Origin of the sequence: Leifsonia sp. A12D58, assembly GCF_047530025.1 — a bacterium.
Lineage (GTDB): Bacteria > Actinomycetota > Actinomycetes > Actinomycetales > Microbacteriaceae > Cryobacterium.
On the sequence record NZ_JBLJAT010000003.1, the window covers coordinates 438,078 to 454,076 of the forward strand.

Annotated in this window: 15 protein-coding genes and 1 tRNA gene; 5 read left to right on the plus strand and 11 right to left on the minus strand. The window is 62.8% G+C overall.

The genetic code is table 11. From position 1 onward, the window contains the following. Positions 1-97: 97 nt before the first annotated feature. Positions 98-1,465, plus strand: coding sequence for an NAD-dependent succinate-semialdehyde dehydrogenase (locus tag ACMT3I_RS10370; RefSeq protein ID WP_414804411.1), 1,368 nt, complete (start codon positions 98-100; stop codon positions 1,463-1,465). Positions 1,466-1,531: 66 nt separating this feature from the next. Here the strand turns inward: ACMT3I_RS10370 and pntB are convergent, their stop codons facing one another. Further along, positions 1,532-2,929: a Re/Si-specific NAD(P)(+) transhydrogenase subunit beta gene (gene pntB / locus ACMT3I_RS10375; RefSeq protein WP_414804412.1), complete on the minus strand. Its 1,398-nt coding sequence runs from the start codon at positions 2,927-2,929 to the stop codon at positions 1,532-1,534. Beyond that, on the minus strand, positions 2,926-4,467 hold the full coding sequence (locus ACMT3I_RS10380) for a Re/Si-specific NAD(P)(+) transhydrogenase subunit alpha (RefSeq protein WP_414804413.1): 1,542 nt from the start codon (positions 4,465-4,467) through the stop codon (positions 2,926-2,928). Before ACMT3I_RS10380 ends, pntB begins: the two co-directional genes overlap by 4 nt. A gap of 320 nt (positions 4,468-4,787) precedes the next feature. On the opposite strand from ACMT3I_RS10380, the gene ACMT3I_RS10385 reads away from it, so the two are divergent. After that, complete coding sequence (locus tag ACMT3I_RS10385; RefSeq protein ID WP_414804414.1) at positions 4,788-6,287, plus strand: APC family permease; 1,500 nt, start codon at positions 4,788-4,790, stop codon at positions 6,285-6,287. 36 nt (positions 6,288-6,323) lie between these two features. Continuing rightward, complete coding sequence (locus ACMT3I_RS10390; protein WP_414804415.1) at positions 6,324-6,701, plus strand: VOC family protein; 378 nt, start codon at positions 6,324-6,326, stop codon at positions 6,699-6,701. A 12-nt stretch (positions 6,702-6,713) separates the two neighbouring features. Here the strand turns inward: ACMT3I_RS10390 and ACMT3I_RS10395 are convergent, their stop codons facing one another. The 4 genes from ACMT3I_RS10395 to ACMT3I_RS10410 are packed head-to-tail and all read right to left on the minus strand — an operon-like array spanning position 6,714 to position 10,290. Then, positions 6,714-7,523 carry an ABC transporter permease gene (locus ACMT3I_RS10395; RefSeq protein WP_414804416.1) on the minus strand — a complete coding sequence of 270 codons (810 nt, stop codon included), beginning with the start codon at positions 7,521-7,523 and terminating at the stop codon, positions 6,714-6,716. Next, complete coding sequence (locus ACMT3I_RS10400; protein ID WP_414804417.1) at positions 7,520-8,326, minus strand: ABC transporter permease; 807 nt, start codon at positions 8,324-8,326, stop codon at positions 7,520-7,522. Before ACMT3I_RS10400 ends, ACMT3I_RS10395 begins: the two co-directional genes overlap by 4 nt. Then, entirely contained in the window at positions 8,326-9,141 is an 816-nt protein-coding gene (locus ACMT3I_RS10405; RefSeq protein ID WP_414804418.1) for an ABC transporter ATP-binding protein, read from the minus strand. Before ACMT3I_RS10405 ends, ACMT3I_RS10400 begins: the two co-directional genes overlap by 1 nt. A gap of 54 nt (positions 9,142-9,195) precedes the next feature. After that, positions 9,196-10,290, minus strand: a complete 1,095-nt coding sequence (locus ACMT3I_RS10410; RefSeq protein WP_414804419.1) for an ABC transporter substrate-binding protein — start codon at positions 10,288-10,290, stop codon at positions 9,196-9,198. A gap of 234 nt (positions 10,291-10,524) precedes the next feature. On the opposite strand from ACMT3I_RS10410, the gene add reads away from it, so the two are divergent. Continuing rightward, on the plus strand, positions 10,525-11,583 hold the full coding sequence (gene add / locus ACMT3I_RS10415) for an adenosine deaminase (RefSeq protein WP_414804420.1): 1,059 nt from the start codon (positions 10,525-10,527) through the stop codon (positions 11,581-11,583). A gap of 84 nt (positions 11,584-11,667) precedes the next feature. Here the strand turns inward: add and rplA are convergent, their stop codons facing one another. The 5 genes from rplA to ACMT3I_RS10440 all read right to left on the minus strand — a co-directional run bounded on the left by rplA (position 11,668) and on the right by ACMT3I_RS10440 (position 14,415). Next, the gene (gene rplA / locus ACMT3I_RS10420; protein WP_414804421.1) at positions 11,668-12,357 is read right to left on the minus strand and encodes a 50S ribosomal protein L1; all 690 of its coding nucleotides are present in this window, start codon (positions 12,355-12,357) and stop codon (positions 11,668-11,670) included. 107 nt (positions 12,358-12,464) lie between these two features. Next, positions 12,465-12,896, minus strand: a complete 432-nt coding sequence (gene rplK, locus ACMT3I_RS10425) for a 50S ribosomal protein L11 (protein ID WP_414804422.1) — start codon at positions 12,894-12,896, stop codon at positions 12,465-12,467. Between the two features lie 98 nt (positions 12,897-12,994). Next, positions 12,995-13,924, minus strand: a complete 930-nt coding sequence (nusG, locus tag ACMT3I_RS10430; RefSeq protein ID WP_414804423.1) for a transcription termination/antitermination protein NusG — start codon at positions 13,922-13,924, stop codon at positions 12,995-12,997. Between the two features lie 100 nt (positions 13,925-14,024). Beyond that, positions 14,025-14,300, minus strand: coding sequence for a preprotein translocase subunit SecE (secE, locus tag ACMT3I_RS10435; protein WP_414804424.1), 276 nt, complete (start codon positions 14,298-14,300; stop codon positions 14,025-14,027). Positions 14,301-14,342: 42 nt separating this feature from the next. Continuing rightward, positions 14,343-14,415, minus strand: a tRNA-Trp gene (locus ACMT3I_RS10440). Between the two features lie 267 nt (positions 14,416-14,682). Here ACMT3I_RS10440 and ACMT3I_RS10445 point away from each other — a divergent pair. Then, the gene (locus ACMT3I_RS10445; RefSeq protein WP_414804425.1) at positions 14,683-15,885 is read left to right on the plus strand and encodes a pyridoxal phosphate-dependent aminotransferase; all 1,203 of its coding nucleotides are present in this window, start codon (positions 14,683-14,685) and stop codon (positions 15,883-15,885) included. Positions 15,886-15,999 lie beyond the last annotated feature (114 nt).

A 15,999-nucleotide genomic window follows, 5' to 3' on the forward strand; every position in this document is an offset into this window, starting at 1 on the left:
GACTGTCCAAACCCTCACCCGATTCAGACGGAGCGTCCATATCGGAGCTGAGCGGCGCCCCTTATGATGGTGGGCAACTGTGTGAGAAGGAGCCCCCATGAGTGACTACGCCGTCATCAACCCCGCGACCGGAGAAACGGTCAAGACCTATCCCCTGATCACCGATGAGCAGCTCGACGCAGCTGTCGCATCCGCTGATGCCGCTCACCGCGACTGGTCACGCCAGAGCACCGTCGAAGAGCGCGCAGCCCTCATCCGCCGTGTCAGCGAGCTGCACACAGAGCGCCGAGAGGAGCTTGCAGCCATCATCGTGCGCGAGATGGGCAAACCTATCGAGCAGGCCCTCGGTGAGGTCGACTTCAGCGCTGACATCTACGCCTACTACGCCGACAACGCTGTCGAGCTGATGAAGGATGAGCCGATCACACTGCTCGCCGGCGAAGGCTCAGCGCTCATCCGCCGCAGCTCACTCGGCGTGCTGCTCGGCATCATGCCGTGGAACTTCCCGTACTACCAGGTCGCCCGTTTCGCAGCCCCCAACCTCATCGTGGGCAACACCATTCTGCTCAAGCACGCCGGGCAATGCCCCGAGTCGGCAGCGGCGATCGAGCAGATCTTCCTGGATGCCGGATTCCCCGTCGGCGCGTACGTCAACATCTACGCCAGCAACGAGCAAATCGCCACCGTCATCGCCGACCCGCGCGTGCACGGCATCTCGCTCACCGGCTCTGAGCGTGCCGGTGCGGCCGTCGCCGAGGTTGCCGGCCGCAACCTCAAGAAGGTCGTGCTCGAGCTCGGCGGCTCTGACCCGTTCATCCTGCTGTCGACAGACGACCTCGACGCCACCGTCGAAGCAGCCGTCGCCGCCCGTCTCGACAACAACGGCCAGGCCTGCAACGCGGCCAAGCGCTTCATCGTTGCCGACGATCTCTACGACTCGTTCCTCGAGAAGTTCAACGCCGCGATCGGCGCTGTGACGCCAAGCGACCCCACCTCGCCCGACACAGTTCTCGGCCCGCTCTCCTCGGAGCTCGCGGCAGAGCGCCTGCAGGACCAGCTCGACCGCGCAGTCGCTCAAGGTGCCACTGTCGCCGTCGGCGGCGAGCGCAACGGAACCTACTTCCCGTCGACGGTGCTCACCGATGTCACCCCCGACAATGACGCGTACCACGAGGAGTTCTTCGGGCCGGTGGCCTCGGTCTTCCGTGCAACCTCAGAGGATGACGCCATCCGCCTCGCGAACGACACCCCGTTCGGTCTCGGTTCCTACGTCTTCACAACTGACGCTGAGCAGGCCATCCGCGTGGCCGACCGCATCGAAGCCGGCATGGTGTTCATCAACCTCGTCGGTGCCGATGGCGCCGAGCTGCCCTTCGGTGGCGTCAAGCGCTCAGGCTCCGGCCGCGAGCTCGGCCGCTTCGGTGCGGATGAGTTCGTCAACAAGAAGATGATCCGCATCGGCTAATCGCCATCGCAGCACCGACACGGTTGGCGGCAGGAGAATTCCTGTCGCCAACCGTTTTGTTTAAGCTCAGCGCTTGACCGGGGCCAGCGCGCGTACGATCTCGTCGACGCGCTCCTTGGCGTCACCGAACAGCATGCGGGTGTTATCGCGGTAGAACAGCGGATTTTGCACGCCGGCATAGCCCGGCGCCATCGAACGCTTGAACACGATGACTTCCTCGGCCTCCCAGACTTTTAGCACCGGCATCCCGGCGATCGGGCTTGTCGGGTCTTCGGCCGCCGCCGGATTGACGGTGTCGTTGGCGCCGATCACGAGCACCACTGAGGTGCTGGCGAAATCGTCGTTCACTTCGTCCATCTCAAGCACGATGTCGTACGGCACCTTCGCCTCGGCGAGCAGCACGTTCATGTGCCCCGGCAGGCGACCGGCAACCGGGTGGATGCCGAAGCGCACCTCGACGCCACGCTCGCGCAGCAACTTCGCCAGCTCGGCTACCGGGTACTGGGCCTGAGCGACGGCCATGCCGAAGCCCGGGGTGATGATGACCGACTTCGCGCTGGCCAGCAGCTCTGCCACCTCCTGCGCGCCGACCTCGCGGTACTCACCCTCGACCTCGTCGCTCTTCGCGGCCGCCACAGCACCGAAACCACCGGCGATGACCGAGATGAATGAGCGGTTCATGGCCTTGCACATGATGTACGAGAGGTAGGCACCCGACGACCCAACGAGGGCACCGGTGATGATCAGCAGGTCGTTGTTGAGCAGGAATCCACTGGCGGCAGCCGCCCACCCCGAGTAACTGTTCAGCATCGAGACCACGACGGGCATATCGCCGCCGCCGATCGACGCCACCAGATGCCAGCCGAGCAGAAGGGCCAGTGCGGTGACCGCGATCAGCAGCGCAAGGTCGGGGGCGATGACGAACCACGCGGTGAGCGCGGCGAACAGCACAAGCGCGCCGAGGTTCAGCACGTTGCGGCCGGGCAGCACGAGAGGCGCTGACTTCATTCGAGCCGACAACTTGAGGTACGCCACGATCGAGCCCGTAAAGGTGACACCGCCGATGAAGACGCCGACGAACACCTCGCCGAGGTGGATTCCCACGAGCTCGGCAGGGATGTCGCCGTGCTCCAGCCAACCGTTCCAGCCGATCAGCACTGCCGCGAGACCGACAAAGGAGTGCAGCAACGCGATGAACTGCGGCATCCCGGTCATCTCCACTTTGGCGGCTCGCCAGAGCCCAACGGCGGCTCCGATCACGACGGCGATGAGCAGCAGTGCGATCGCCACGCCATCAGCGATGTCGAGCACGAGCGCCAGGGTCGCGACCAACGCCAGTGCCATACCGGTGATGCCGTACCAGAGGCCGCCCTGAGATGTCTCGTACTTTGACAATCCACCGAGGCTCAGAATGAAGAGCAGTGCCGCGATCAGGTAGGCAGCGGTGGCGATTGCAGTGATCATGAGTTGCCCTTCGAGAACATGCGCAGCATGCGCCGGGTCACGGCGAAACCGCCGAAGATATTGATGCTCGCCAGCAACACGGCCACGAAGGAGAGCGTGCGGGTGACCGGATCGTCGCCGACCAGCTGCAGCATCGCACCGACGACGACGATGCCGCTGATGGCGTTGGTGATCGACATCAGCGGGGTGTGCAGGGCGTGGTTCACCTTGCCGATCACGTAGAAACCGATCACGACCGACAGCGTCAGCACGGTGATGTGCCGCGGTAGCGGGTCGGGGGCGATCGCAATCAGCAGGAATAGCACGGCCACACCGACGGCGGTGATGGCGATGCGGGCGCGGCCGCTCATGCCAGCTTTCGCCACCACTGGCTGGGCGGACGCGGCGCCAGCGGCAGCCACCGGCGCGGCCGAGACCTGCACGGGCGGCGGCGGCCACAGCTTCTCGCCATCCAGCGTGACGATGATCGAGCGCTGCACGATGTCGTCCTGGTCGAGCACGAGCTCGCCGTCCTTGCCCGGGGTAAGCAGCTTCAGCAGGTTGACCAGGTTCTGGCCGTACAGTTGCGAGGCCTGCGCCGGCAGTCGGCGGGCCAGGTCGGTGTATCCGATGATCGTGACGCCGTTGGCCGTCACGACCTTTTCGCCAGCAACTGTGCCCTCGACGTTGCCACCGTTGGCCGCGGCCAGGTCGACGATGACAGAGCCAGAGCTCATCGACGCGACATCCGCTGCGGTGATGAGGATGGGGGCAGCGCGACCCGGAATGTTCGCGGTGGTAATGATGACGTCAACCTCGCGCGCCTGCTCCGAGTACAGCTCGGCGGCGCGGCGGTTGTAGTCCTCGCTGGTGGCCTTGGCGTAGCCGTCGGTCGAGACACCCTGATCGGCGACCTCAACGGCCAGGTAGCTGCCGCCGATCGACTTAACCTGGTCGGCCACCTCTGGCCGCGGGTCGGTGGCGCGCACGATGGCACCGAGTGCGGATGCCGCACCGATGGCGGCGAGGCCGGCCACCCCGGCACCCGCGACAAGCACCTTGGCCGGTGGAACCTTGCCGGCCGCAGTGATCTGACCGGTAAAGAATCGGCCGAAGGCATTCGCCGCCTCGACAACGGCGCGGTACCCGGCGATGTTCGCTGTCGATGACAGCACGTCCATCGACTGTGCCCGCGAGAGCCGCGGGACGGCATCCACAGCGAGCGCCGTAATGGGGTACTGCGTGAGCTTCTCGACGAGGTCGGGGTTCAGCCCGGGGCTCAGCCAGCTCAACACGGTTGACCCACTCTTCAACCGAGCGAGCTCCGCGTCGTTGGGCGCGTTCAGCTTGAGCACGACATCGGCGTTCCATGCGTCCGCCGTCTGGACGATGGCCACACCGGATGCCGCATAGTCGGCATCCGGGTAGCTGGCCCGCTCACCAGCGCCGGACTCGACGACTACCTCGTAGCCGAGCTTCACCAGCTGGCTGACGGTTGACGGGGTACCGGCGACCCGTGTCTCCCCCGGGGAAGACTCGGTGACAATTCCAATTCTCAATTTCGGCTCCTTTGCCCAACGACAACCTACTGGCTCTGGCAAAGGTCAGCCCCAGAACCGCGCGCTCTTCTGACGAAGGAATCGCGATTCTTAACATAAACCGCGGAAATTCAGGTATCGACGGTCGAGGGGTCGCCCACTTTTGCCCGTGTAAACGCTCACGCACTAGTCAAAACCGGTGACCCCTCGAACACCCCGACAATCAATCATCCGGTTCTATAGCTTTGCCCTCGCTCTTTCGCTATGTTTGGCTCACCCACTGAGGCTCCTGGCCGTGGCGGCCAGCGGTCTCCTTACGGATTGATCCCCGAAAGGTCACCATGTCAGTAGATGTGCCAGCGAAGAACGGGCTCGACGACGGCGAGCACCTCAGGGTGCTCGGTTACGACAACTCGTTCAACCGGTCGATGTCGCTCTGGGCCAATTTCGCCCTCGGATTCACGTATCTCTCGCCGCTCGTCGGCGTGTACTCGCTCTTCGCCGTCGCCATGACTGTCGGTGGACCGCCCTCGATCTTCTGGCTATTCATCGTGGGCGGCGGGCAGCTCCTCGTTGCCCTCGTCTTCGGCGAGGTCGTTTCGCAGTACCCGATCGCCGGCGGCATCTACCCCTGGACAAGACGCCTCTGGGGTAAGCGCTACGCCTGGATGGCAGCGTGGGTCTACGTCTGGGCGATGCTCGTGACGATCACCGCTGTCGCCGAGTTCGGCAGCGGATTTTTGGCCAGCCTATTCGATGCCCCGCTCACCAAGGACGTGACACTCTGGCTGTCGATCCTCTTCCTTGTCGTCGCATTCGCCTTCAACTTCTCCGGCACCAAGATGCTGGCCCGCGTCGCTCGCATTGGGCTGGCCGCGGAGCTTGTCGGCGTGATCGCCGTCGGACTCTACCTGCTCATCTTCCAGCGCCAGCAGCAGTTCAGCATCTTCTTCGACTCGATGGGGGTCGAAGGTGATGGCAGCTACGGCGCAGCTTTCCTCGGCGCAGCCCTGGCCGGTTTGTTCTTGTTCTACGGCTTTGAAGCCTGCGGTGACGTCGCCGAAGAAGTGAAGGACCCGGCCCGTCGCATCCCGAAGGCAATGATCATGACGATCCTCGTCGGCGGTGTCTCGGCGCTGTTCGCCTTCGCCGGCTACGTGATGGCGGCTCCCGACCTGCAGGCGATCGTCGACGGCACCGATGCCGACCCGATTCCCGCAATCCTCGAGTCGACGCTCGGTACCGTCGGAGCCAAGATCTTCCTGGTCATCGCCGTCACGGCATTCCTGTCCTGCGTGCTCAGCCTGCAGGCCGCAGCGAGCCGCTTGCTGTTCTCCTTCGCGCGCGACGGCATGCTCCCCGGACACCGCTGGCTCGCACACGTCTCGCCGCGCACCGCGGTGCCGGTCAATGCGCTGATCGTGGCCAGCACCATCCCGCTGCTGCTGTGCGTGCTGATCTACGTGGGCTCAGACGCCCTGCTCACCCAGATCACCGCATTCGCTGTGATCGGCATCTATGTCGCATTCCAGGCTGTCGTACTCGCCGCTCTCCGCCAGCGCATCAAGGGCTGGAAGCCGGCAGGACCATTCAGCCTGGGCGTCGCCGGCTACGTCGTCAACGTGCTCGCCCTGCTCTACGGCATTTTCGCCATCGTGCTGCTGGCAACGCCCGGTACCTCCGGCGTGTTCCTCGACGACTGGATCGTATTGATCGGCCTCGGCATCGTGATGATCAGCGGGCTGCTCTACCTGCTGATCGCCCGCCCAGACCAGAAGTCAAACGCACCAGAAGGCGACGCGATTGCCGTTGCCGAGCAGTTGCGGGCACACGCCGGCTAGCGGATGATCGGGTGTACGCCTCGCGAGGAGTACACCATGGAGATTCTGCAGGTTGCCCAGCACGCCGATGACCTCGACCGTGCTGCCGTCTTCTACACCGACCTTCTCGGTGGACCGCCGGCAGCACGGTTCGATCCGCCCGGCCTGGTGTTCTTCAACATCGGAGTCTCGCGGCTGCTGCTGGAGCAGGCGGCGGCATCCGCTCTCATTTATCTGCAGGTGGATGACGTGCGCGAGACCATCGGGCGGCTGCGCCTCCGCGGTGTCGTCATCGTCGATGAACCCCACGTGATCTTCAGCCACACCGACGACACCCTGGGCCCGGCGGGCACCGACGAGTGGATGGCGTTCATCACCGACAGTGAAGGCAACACCGTCGGGTTGGTCAGCTTCGAGCCGCGCCATGACCCCTGAGGGTTGCTGGTGCTACGACCCCGAGCTCTGCTCCATGCCCATCCGGCGCAGCACCAGGTTTTCAGCAATCTGAGCGAGGCCATAAAGCGTCAGTGACACGATCGTGATCACCACCACCGACGACCACACCTCGAAGTTCTTCACCTGGGCCACCGCCGTCACAATCCCGTTGCCGAGGCCCTGCCCCGTTGCCAGCCATTCGGCCAGCAGCGACCCGGTGATGGCGCCAGGGATCGAGATCTTCACTGCAGCGAAGAACGACGGCAGCGATCCGGGGAATGCGACCTTCCGCAGCACGGTGAACGCATTGCCGCCATAGACGGTGACAACATCCGCAATCTGCGGCGACGGACTCCGCAGCCCGAACGCAATATTCACCAGCGCCGGGAACAGCACCACGATGCCACCCATCACGGCGGCAACGGATGCCCCACGCCCGACGACCAGGATGATCACGGGGGCCAGAGCCACCAGCGGCACAGAACGCAGTAACAGCGCGAGAGGCATCAGAGCACTCTCGATGCCGCGGGACAGCGTGAAGATCGTGGCCAGTACCGTTGCAGCAAGCAGGCCTGCGACGAACCCGATGAATGCATCATTCAGGGTGACGAGCAGGTTCTCCCCGATGACTGCACGGTTCTCCGCAGCCGCGGGAACCGTGAACATCCAGTTCCAGACGTCGAGCGGGCCCTTGGCAATGAAGGGAGAGATGTTCAGCAGCAACAACAGTCCCTGCCAGGCCACGAGCACCAGCACGAATGTGATGATGCCCGTCAGCAGGCTCTTGCCGAGCGAACGGCCCATGCTTCGCGTCGCGTTCATCGTGCACTCCGACCGTGTGACCATGGCGCTACTGCCCTGGCGATGAGCCCGAACAATACGTAGCCGATTCCGGCGACAAGCCCTGAAATAATGGCGAGTCCCCAGACCCGATCGACGTTGGCCGACGAGCCTGCGGCGAGAAGCGCAACACCGAGGCCGCGTTCAGCTCCGCCCATGTATTCGCCGAGCACCGCACCGAGGAACGCGGCGGGGGCCGCGACCTGCAGGGCGTTCAACACGCTCGGGAGCCCGGCGATCAGACGGACCTTGCGTAACTGGGTGAACCGGTTGCCACCGTAGACGGTGACGATGTCGAGGCTGGCGGCATCCGCTGCTTTGAGACCGACGAGTGAACCGACAACGGTGGTGAAGAAGACCGAAAGAGCGGCAAGGAACACCGCAGTACCGGAGATGCCGTCGCCTGTCGACGGGCCGATCACGATGTAGGCGATGGGGCCGATCGCAACGATCGGTATGCAATAGGTGATGACAGCGACCTGCATGGCGGTTTTCTCGATGCGGGGAAAGATGAGCACCAACACGGCAAGCACAAGCGCGAACAGGTTGCCCCAGAAGAATCCGATGCTGGCCTCGGTCGTCGTTGCCACGACATGTGGCCAGTAGAACGCGAAACCGTCAGTGAACAACTGGCTGACGACGGCACCTGGCGTCGGGATGGCTCCGCCGGGTGCGGCGCCGACGCTCTGGAAGACGGTGAGGGCGCTGATCCACCACAGGGCGATGATGACGACGCCGCCAATGACGCCTGTCGCCCACTGCGGCAGGCGTCTGATCGCTGCCATTAGTGCGCCACAGCAGCCGCAGTGTCTCCGAAGAGCAGATCGGAAGCGCGGTCGTGCAGGGCGTGGAACTCGGGGGTGCGCATGATGTCTGGATGACGCGGGCGCGGGAGGTCGATGTCGATGACCTCCTTGATACGACCGGGCCGCGGGCTCATGACCGCGACCTGGTCCGACAGGAAGATGGCCTCTGAAATACCGTGGGTAACCATCAGCGTCGTCGCCGGCTTCTCGGTCCAGATGCGCAGCAGTTCGACGTTCAGGCGCTGGCGCGTCATGTCGTCGAGCGCACCGAACGGCTCGTCGAGCAGCAGCACGGATGGCTTGAGCACGAGAGACCTGGCGATCGACACCCGCTGGCGCATGCCGCCGGAGAGCTGGGCCGGCTTGGCCTTCTCAAATCCCTCGAGGCCGACAAGGGCGATGAGTTCAGAGACGTAGTCGTTGTCAACGGGAAGACCGGCGACCTCGAACGGGAGCTGGATGTTCGCGCGCACTCCGCGCCACGGCAGCAGGGCGGCGTCCTGGAACGCGATTCCGAGCTCGTGTTCTTTTCGCAGTTCCTGCGGCGTCTTGCCGTCAACTAGCGTGGTGCCGCTGGTCGCGTTCTCCAGCCCGGCCAGGATGCGGAGGATCGTCGATTTGCCACAGCCTGACGGCCCGAGCAGCGAGAGGAAGCTGCCCTTCTCGGTGTGCAGTGTGGCGTTCTCGAGTGCGACGACCTCCTTCCGTCCGACAGCAAAGGTCTTGTGAAGTCCGGAAATGTGAAGGCCGGTACCCGAGGTGGTCCCTCGGATACCGGCATCTGTGGTGCTCAACTGTCGCGCCGTCCCTTATCGATCGGTGTGAAGCGGTGTGTCGTCGACTCGTGCTTACTTGCTGTAAGCGATGAGGTCGGGGTTCTCCTTGTAGACCTCGGCCAGGAGGCTCATGTCGAAGAGCTTGTCAGCAGTGACACCAATGCCGGCGGCCTTCAGTGTTGCGATGCTCTGTTTCTGCAGCTCAGACGTGACTGTGAAGAGGCCGTTCTTGACGGTGTCGGCGCTAACGACGAGGTCGGTCGACTGCACTGACGCCTGCTTCGACTCCTTGGCCATGGTCAGTCCGAGTTCTGCGCCGTAGGTGTCAACGACGTAGGTCGCTGCGGCCTCAGGGTCGTTGATCGCATCGGACCAGCCCTTGATCTCGGCGATCAGCAGCGCCTTCAGCTTCTCGCGGTTGTTCGCTATGGAGTCATCTGACGCGATGAACGTCTCGGCGACGAACGGCAAGCCATTGTCGGCCAGCGGCAGGTTGACGGGGTCGAGGCCGGCCAGGTCTGCATCGATTGCCTCGTTGGTCAGGTAGCCGAACCAGCCATCGACTTCGCCGTTGAACAGCGGGGTCGGGTCGTACTCGACCGGCACGGTCGTCACTTCGCTGTCGGTGAGGTCGTTGACTGCAAGGAAGGCTTCCCACAGGTTCATGTTGCTGGCCTGCACGCCGACCGTCTTACCCTTCAGCGCGTCGACGGTGCTGATGTTGCCGACGCCCTTCAACGACAGGATGGTGAACGGGTTCTTCTGGTAGGTCGCTCCGATGATCTTGATCGGCGCTCCCTCATTGGCGATGACGGTGCCGGTGGAGATCGCATTGCCGAGGGCAAGGTCAACGTTGCCGGAGATGACTGTCGCCTCGGCCGAAGTGGGCGGGCCGGCAACCAGGTCGACTTTCCCGAGACCGGCCTCGGCGTAGTAGCCATTCTTCTCAGCGACGAATTCACCCATGAATTCGGCGTTTTTGATCCAGGACAGCTGAATGCTCGCGTCACCGAGTGCTACCTTACCGCCGGAGGCGCTGGAGTCTGGGCCGGAACCCGTGTCGGCCGCGCAGGCGCTGAATGCCAGGGCGGCGACAGCAGCAACGGCTGCCAGCTTTCCGAATCGGAAGGCCACTGAACGGGGAGATCTCGAAGATCGCTGCGTCATGGGGTCGTGTCTCTCTCTGAGGATTGATCCAGTGCTGCTGGTGGGGGAATGCGATCAGACTAGATCGCTCACATGACGCCCCTGGATCGGGCGTGTTTCAAGCGCATTGCGTGATGAACTCGTGACATTTGCGCTCCCATCAGCAGCATCACGGCGACAGCAGCATGCTGCGAAACATCGGGGAAACCAGGTCTTGATATGGTCCAGAGACCGGATGAGAAAGGCGCATCAACCATGCCCGCAACAACCCCCACCCGCGAGTTCGTGCTCGGCTTGCCCAAGAGCGAACTCCACCTCCACCTTGAGGGCACCCTGGAGCCCGAGCTCAAGCTGGCCCTGGCCACCCGCAACGGTGTCGACATCGGCCAGAGCACCGTCGAAGAGGTGCGCAAGACATATGTCTTCGACTCGCTCGCGAGCTTCCTGGGCGTGTACTACCCGGCGATGAATGTGCTTGTCGAGGAGCAGGACTTCTACGACTTGGCCAGCGCATACTTCCTGCGTGCCGCCACCGACGGCGTGCGCCGCGTTGAGGCGTTCTTCGACCCACAGGCACACACGTCCCGTGGCGTACCGATCGAGAACGTCATCCTCGGCTGCTCGCGCGCGGCAACGGATGCTGCAGACTTCGGCATCTCCGCCGACCTGATCCTCTGCTTCCTGCGTGACTTCACCGCAGAGAGCGCGCTGGCCACCCTGCAGGAGGCGCTGCCGTACAAGGATCTCTTCATCGGTGTCGGTCTCGATTCTGACGAACGCGACAACCCACCGGCGAAGTTTGCCGAAGTCTTTGCACTGGCACGCTCCGAGGGCCTCATGCTTACCATGCACTGCGACATCGACCAGGTCGGCAGCATCGAGAACATCCGCCAGGTGCTCGAAGAGATCAAGGTCGACCGCATCGACCACGGCACGAATATCGTCGAGAACCCTGAGCTGGTCGAGCTGGTGCGCGAACGGGGCATCGGTCTCACCTGCTGCCCCGTCTCCAACAGCTTTGTGACCAGCGACATGAAGGCCACAGAGATCGTCGAACTGCTCGGCCGCGGCGTCAAGGTCACGGTGAACTCGGATGACCCTGCATACTTCGGCGGCTACATCGCCGACAACTACCTCGCCCTGATCGAGAAGAGCGGCCTGGGCATCGACGACGTCGTGACTCTCGCGAAGAACTCGTTCGAGGCCTCGTGGCTGGCCGATGACGAGAAGGCATTGCACCTGGCAGAGATCGACCACTACGTGGAGTCGTATTCGGATGCCGCGGCATCCGCTACAGCTGCGGAATCCGTTTAGCGCTCACTCGCGGTAGGTACGCAGAAAGGCCCGTCCAGTGGACGGGCCTTTCTGTGTTGTTCCGAAGAACGAGTTACAAACTACTTAGATGCTGTTCACATCGAGGGGGATGCCAGGACCGAACGTGGTCGAGACAGCACCCTTCATGATGTAACGGCCCTTGGAGGAGCTCGGCTTCAAGCGAACGATCTCTTCGAGTGCTGCCGAGATGTTCTCGTCAAGCTGCTCAGCGGTGAAGGAAGCCTTGCCAACGACGAAGTGCACGTTGGAGTGCTTGTCAACGCGGAACTCGATCTTTCCACCCTTGATGTCGGAGACAGCCTTCGCGACGTCGGGCGTCACGGTACCGGTCTTCGGGTTCGGCATCAGACCACGCGGGCCGAGGACCTTACCGAGGCGACCGACCTGGCCCATGAGCTCAGGGGTTGAGACGGCGGAGTCGAACGAGGTGTAACCAGCGGCTACCTTCTCGATCAGCTCGGTGCCACCGACCTCGTCTGCACCGGCTGCGATTGCAGCTTCGGCAGCGGGGCCCGTTGCGAAGACGATGACGCGGGCGGTCTTACCGGTACCGTGCGGAAGAATCACGGTGCCGCGAACCATCTGGTCTGCCTTGCGGGGGTCAACACCAAGCTTGAGGGCAACCTCAACGGTGGAGTCGAACTTGGCTGAACCGGTCTCCTTGGCGAGGGCGACTGCTTCGGCCGGGGTGTAGAACTTGTCGGCTGCGATCTTCTCGACCGCGGCCCGGTAAGCCTTTGACTTCTGTGCCATTTGATTCTCCTGTAATGCTACTGAGACTGTGGTGCGAGCCTGGCCGGCTCTTCCACGTGATGCCTACGACCACTGTCGTCGGCGTAAATGCTGATGAACGGGAAGGACTAGCCTTCTACCGTGATGCCCATTGAACGAGCGGTGCCTGCGATGATCTTCGACGCTGCGTCGAGGTCGTTCGCGTTGAGGTCAACCATCTTGGCCTCGGCAATGTCGCGGACCTGAGCCTGCGTGAGCTTGGCAACCTTGACGGTGTGCGGGGTTCCTGAACCCTTTGCAACACCAGCTGCCTTCTTGATGAGCTCAGCTGCCGGCGGGGTCTTCAGGATGAACGTGAACGAGCGGTCCTCGTAAACGGTGATTTCAACCGGAACAACGTTTCCGCGCTGTGATTCTGTCGCAGCGTTATACGCCTTGCAGAACTCCATGATGTTGACGCCGTGCTGACCGAGCGCCGGACCAATGGGCGGTGCTGGGTTGGCGGCGCCGGCCTTGATCTGAAGCTTGATCAGACCAGTAACCTTCTTCTTCGGTGCCATAGTTCTATTCCTTTTCGGTGATCGAGCCTGTCGAGATTCCTCGACGAGGTTCTCCCGCTACCCCGGCGATTCCGAGGCGCGGTAGTTGAGGGGAGTTGTTAGAGCTTGGTGACCTGGTCGAAGCTGAGCTCGACCGGGGTCTCACGCTCGAACAGGGAGACGAGCACGATGAGCTTGCCGCTCTCCGGCTTGATCTCGCTGATCGAACCGGGAAGGCCAGCGAACGAGCCTTCCTTGATCGTGATGGTCTCGCCGATCTCGAAGTCGACTTCGGCCGGGATGACGCGAGCCTGAGCTCGTCCAGCCTGTCCGCCGCCAGCCTTGGCAACCGGGACGTCCTTGATCTCGACCAGGCTCTTCAGCATGCCGAATGCCTCTTCGAAACGAAGCGGGGTCGGGTTGTGCGAGTTGCCCACGAAGCCGGTGACGCCAGGCGTGTGGCGAACCACTGACCAGCTGTCTTCGTTCAGGTCCATGCGAACCAGTACGTATCCGGGGATACGGACGCGAGTGACCATCTTGCGCTGGCCATTCTTGATCTCGACGACGTCTTCCATCGGAACCTCGACCTGGTAGATGAAATCTTCCATGGCCATCGACTGCTTGCGGTTCTCGATGTTCTGCTTAACGCGGCGTTCAAAGCCGGCGTAAGAGTGAATTACGTACCACTTGCCCGGTGCGAAGCGCAGTTCCTTGCGGAACTCGTCGTAGGGGTCTTCTGATACTTCTTCTTCGGCTTCGACAGCTTCTACAGCTGCTTCTGCCTCTTCGACCGAGTCAATGTCGAGTGCGTCATCGACGACCGCATCGGCTTCAGGGTCGGTGGAATCAGCAAGCGCGTCGAGTGCGGCGTCGAGGTTGTCTTCAACGTCGGCGTTCTCGTCTTCGACGTGCAGTGCAATCTCTTCAGCGGCTTCAACCGAGTGCTCTTCAGCGGCCAGTACGTTACCGGACTGGGCTTCGTCGTCTTCAGCGGACTGTTCGGCGGCAGTCGCCCAGTCGACGTCGTCGTAATTCGTCTCAGACACTAAATCTCAATCCTTCTCTGTTGCATGGGCACGAAATCTTTACCCGTGCAGCGTTGCGATGTCAGTCGCGCAGGTGCCACCGGGACGGTGGCGGCGGGTCTTAGCCGCCTGGCGTTCCAAATACATAGGTCACGGTGAGGGCAAACACCCAGTCAAGCAGCGAGACCAGGGCCATCATGATCACCACGAAGACCAGCACGACACCGGTGTAGCTCAGAAGCTCTTTGCGGGTCGGTGTAACGACCTTCTTGAGCTCCGCGATGACCTGCTTCACGAACAGGGACATCCGAGCGAACGGGCCACGCTTAGTTTCGCGCGCCTTCTTCGCGTTGGCGACGATTTCCTCACTGGGTTCGTCGAGAACTTTTCGGGCCACCTATTACACCTTTCGTGGGCCAGTGGAAATACCACCGACTTGCAGGGCGGACAGGACTCGAACCTGCAACCTGCGGTTTTGGAGACCGCTGCTCTACCAATTGAGCCACCACCCTATGGGCCGAAACCCTGAGCCGAAACCCAGATGCTCCTTCGCATATGCCTATTCAATCAACACAATGGCCAATTCACCAAAATGAACATCAAAAAAGGGCGCAAAAAAGCATGGCAGATTTCAACTACCTAGATCAAGTGTAGGTCACTCGCGGGGTGGCTGTAAAGCTGGGCCCCTGAGCATCCGCTACTAGATCGTTTTCATACGGCGTACGTATTACAGAGTAGTCGCTCTGGGCAGCCGCCGTGCGCCCCCGTATGCTCGTAGCGTGACCAACGAACTCCCACGAATCTCGAACCGCGTCGGCTCAATCGCAGAGTCGGCAACCCTCAAAGTCGATGGCAAGGCCAAGGCCCTGCAGGCTGCCGGTCGCCCGGTTATTAGCTATGCAGCTGGCGAGCCTGATTTCGCAACTCCCGAGCACATCGTTGAGGCCGCGTTGGCCGCAGTACGGGATCCGAAGAACTATCGGTACACCCCAGCAGTCGGACTTCCCGAGCTGCGTGAGGCAGTAGCGGCGAAGACGCTCCGCGACTCAGGTCTGGAGGTGTCGCCCAGCCAGGTGATCATCACCAACGGCGGCAAGCAGGCCGTATACCAATCGTTCGCGACGCTGCTCGACCCGGGCGACGAGGTTCTCGTGCCCACGCCGTACTGGACCACCTACCCCGAAGCCATCAAGCTTGCCGGCGGCGTGCAGGTCGACGTCTTCGCCGGCAGCGACCAGGGTTACCTCGTCACTGTTGAGCAGCTGGAAGCCGCTCGCACCGAGCGCACCAAGGTGCTGCTGTTCGTGTCGCCCTCCAACCCGACGGGTGCCGTCTACTCGCCTGAGCAGACCCGCGAGATCGGCGAATGGGCCGACGAACACGGCCTCTGGGTCATCACCGACGAGATCTACCAGAACCTCACCTATGACGGCGTGCGCGCTATCTCCATCGTCGAGGCAGTGCCGGCGCTTGCCGACCGCACAATCCTGGTGAACGGCGTTGCCAAGACCTACGCTATGACCGGATGGCGCGTGGGATGGATGGTCGGCCCGGCCGACGCCATCAAAGCTGCAGGCAACCTGCAGTCGCACCTGTCGTCGAACGTGTCGAACATCTCGCAGCGTGCAGCCATCGCAGCGCTCAACGGTCCGCAGGATGCAGCCATCGCGATGCGCGAGGCCTTCGACCGCCGCCGCAAGCTGATCGTCGCAGAGCTGAACAAGATCCCCGGCCTGATCACGCCGACGCCGCAGGGCGCCTTCTACGTCTACCCGGATGTCACCGGTCTGCTCGGCAAGACCTGGGGCGGGGTCACTCCGACGACATCCCTTGAGCTGGCCGACCTCATCCTTGACCAGGCCGAGGTTGCCGTCGTGCCAGGCGAGGCATTCGGCCCGAGCGGCTTCGTGCGCCTGTCGTATGCGCTCGGCGACGATGCGCTGCTCGAGGGTGTGCAGCGCTTGCAGCGTCTCTTCGCGTAGGACTGCAGATCTGACGGCCTCTCGCGGCCCAGGAGTCAGGCATCCACCGATCGGTGGATGCCTGACTCCTCCGGCTGGAGGCTTCACACCCGAGTCGCCGGCTGAGAGGCTGGG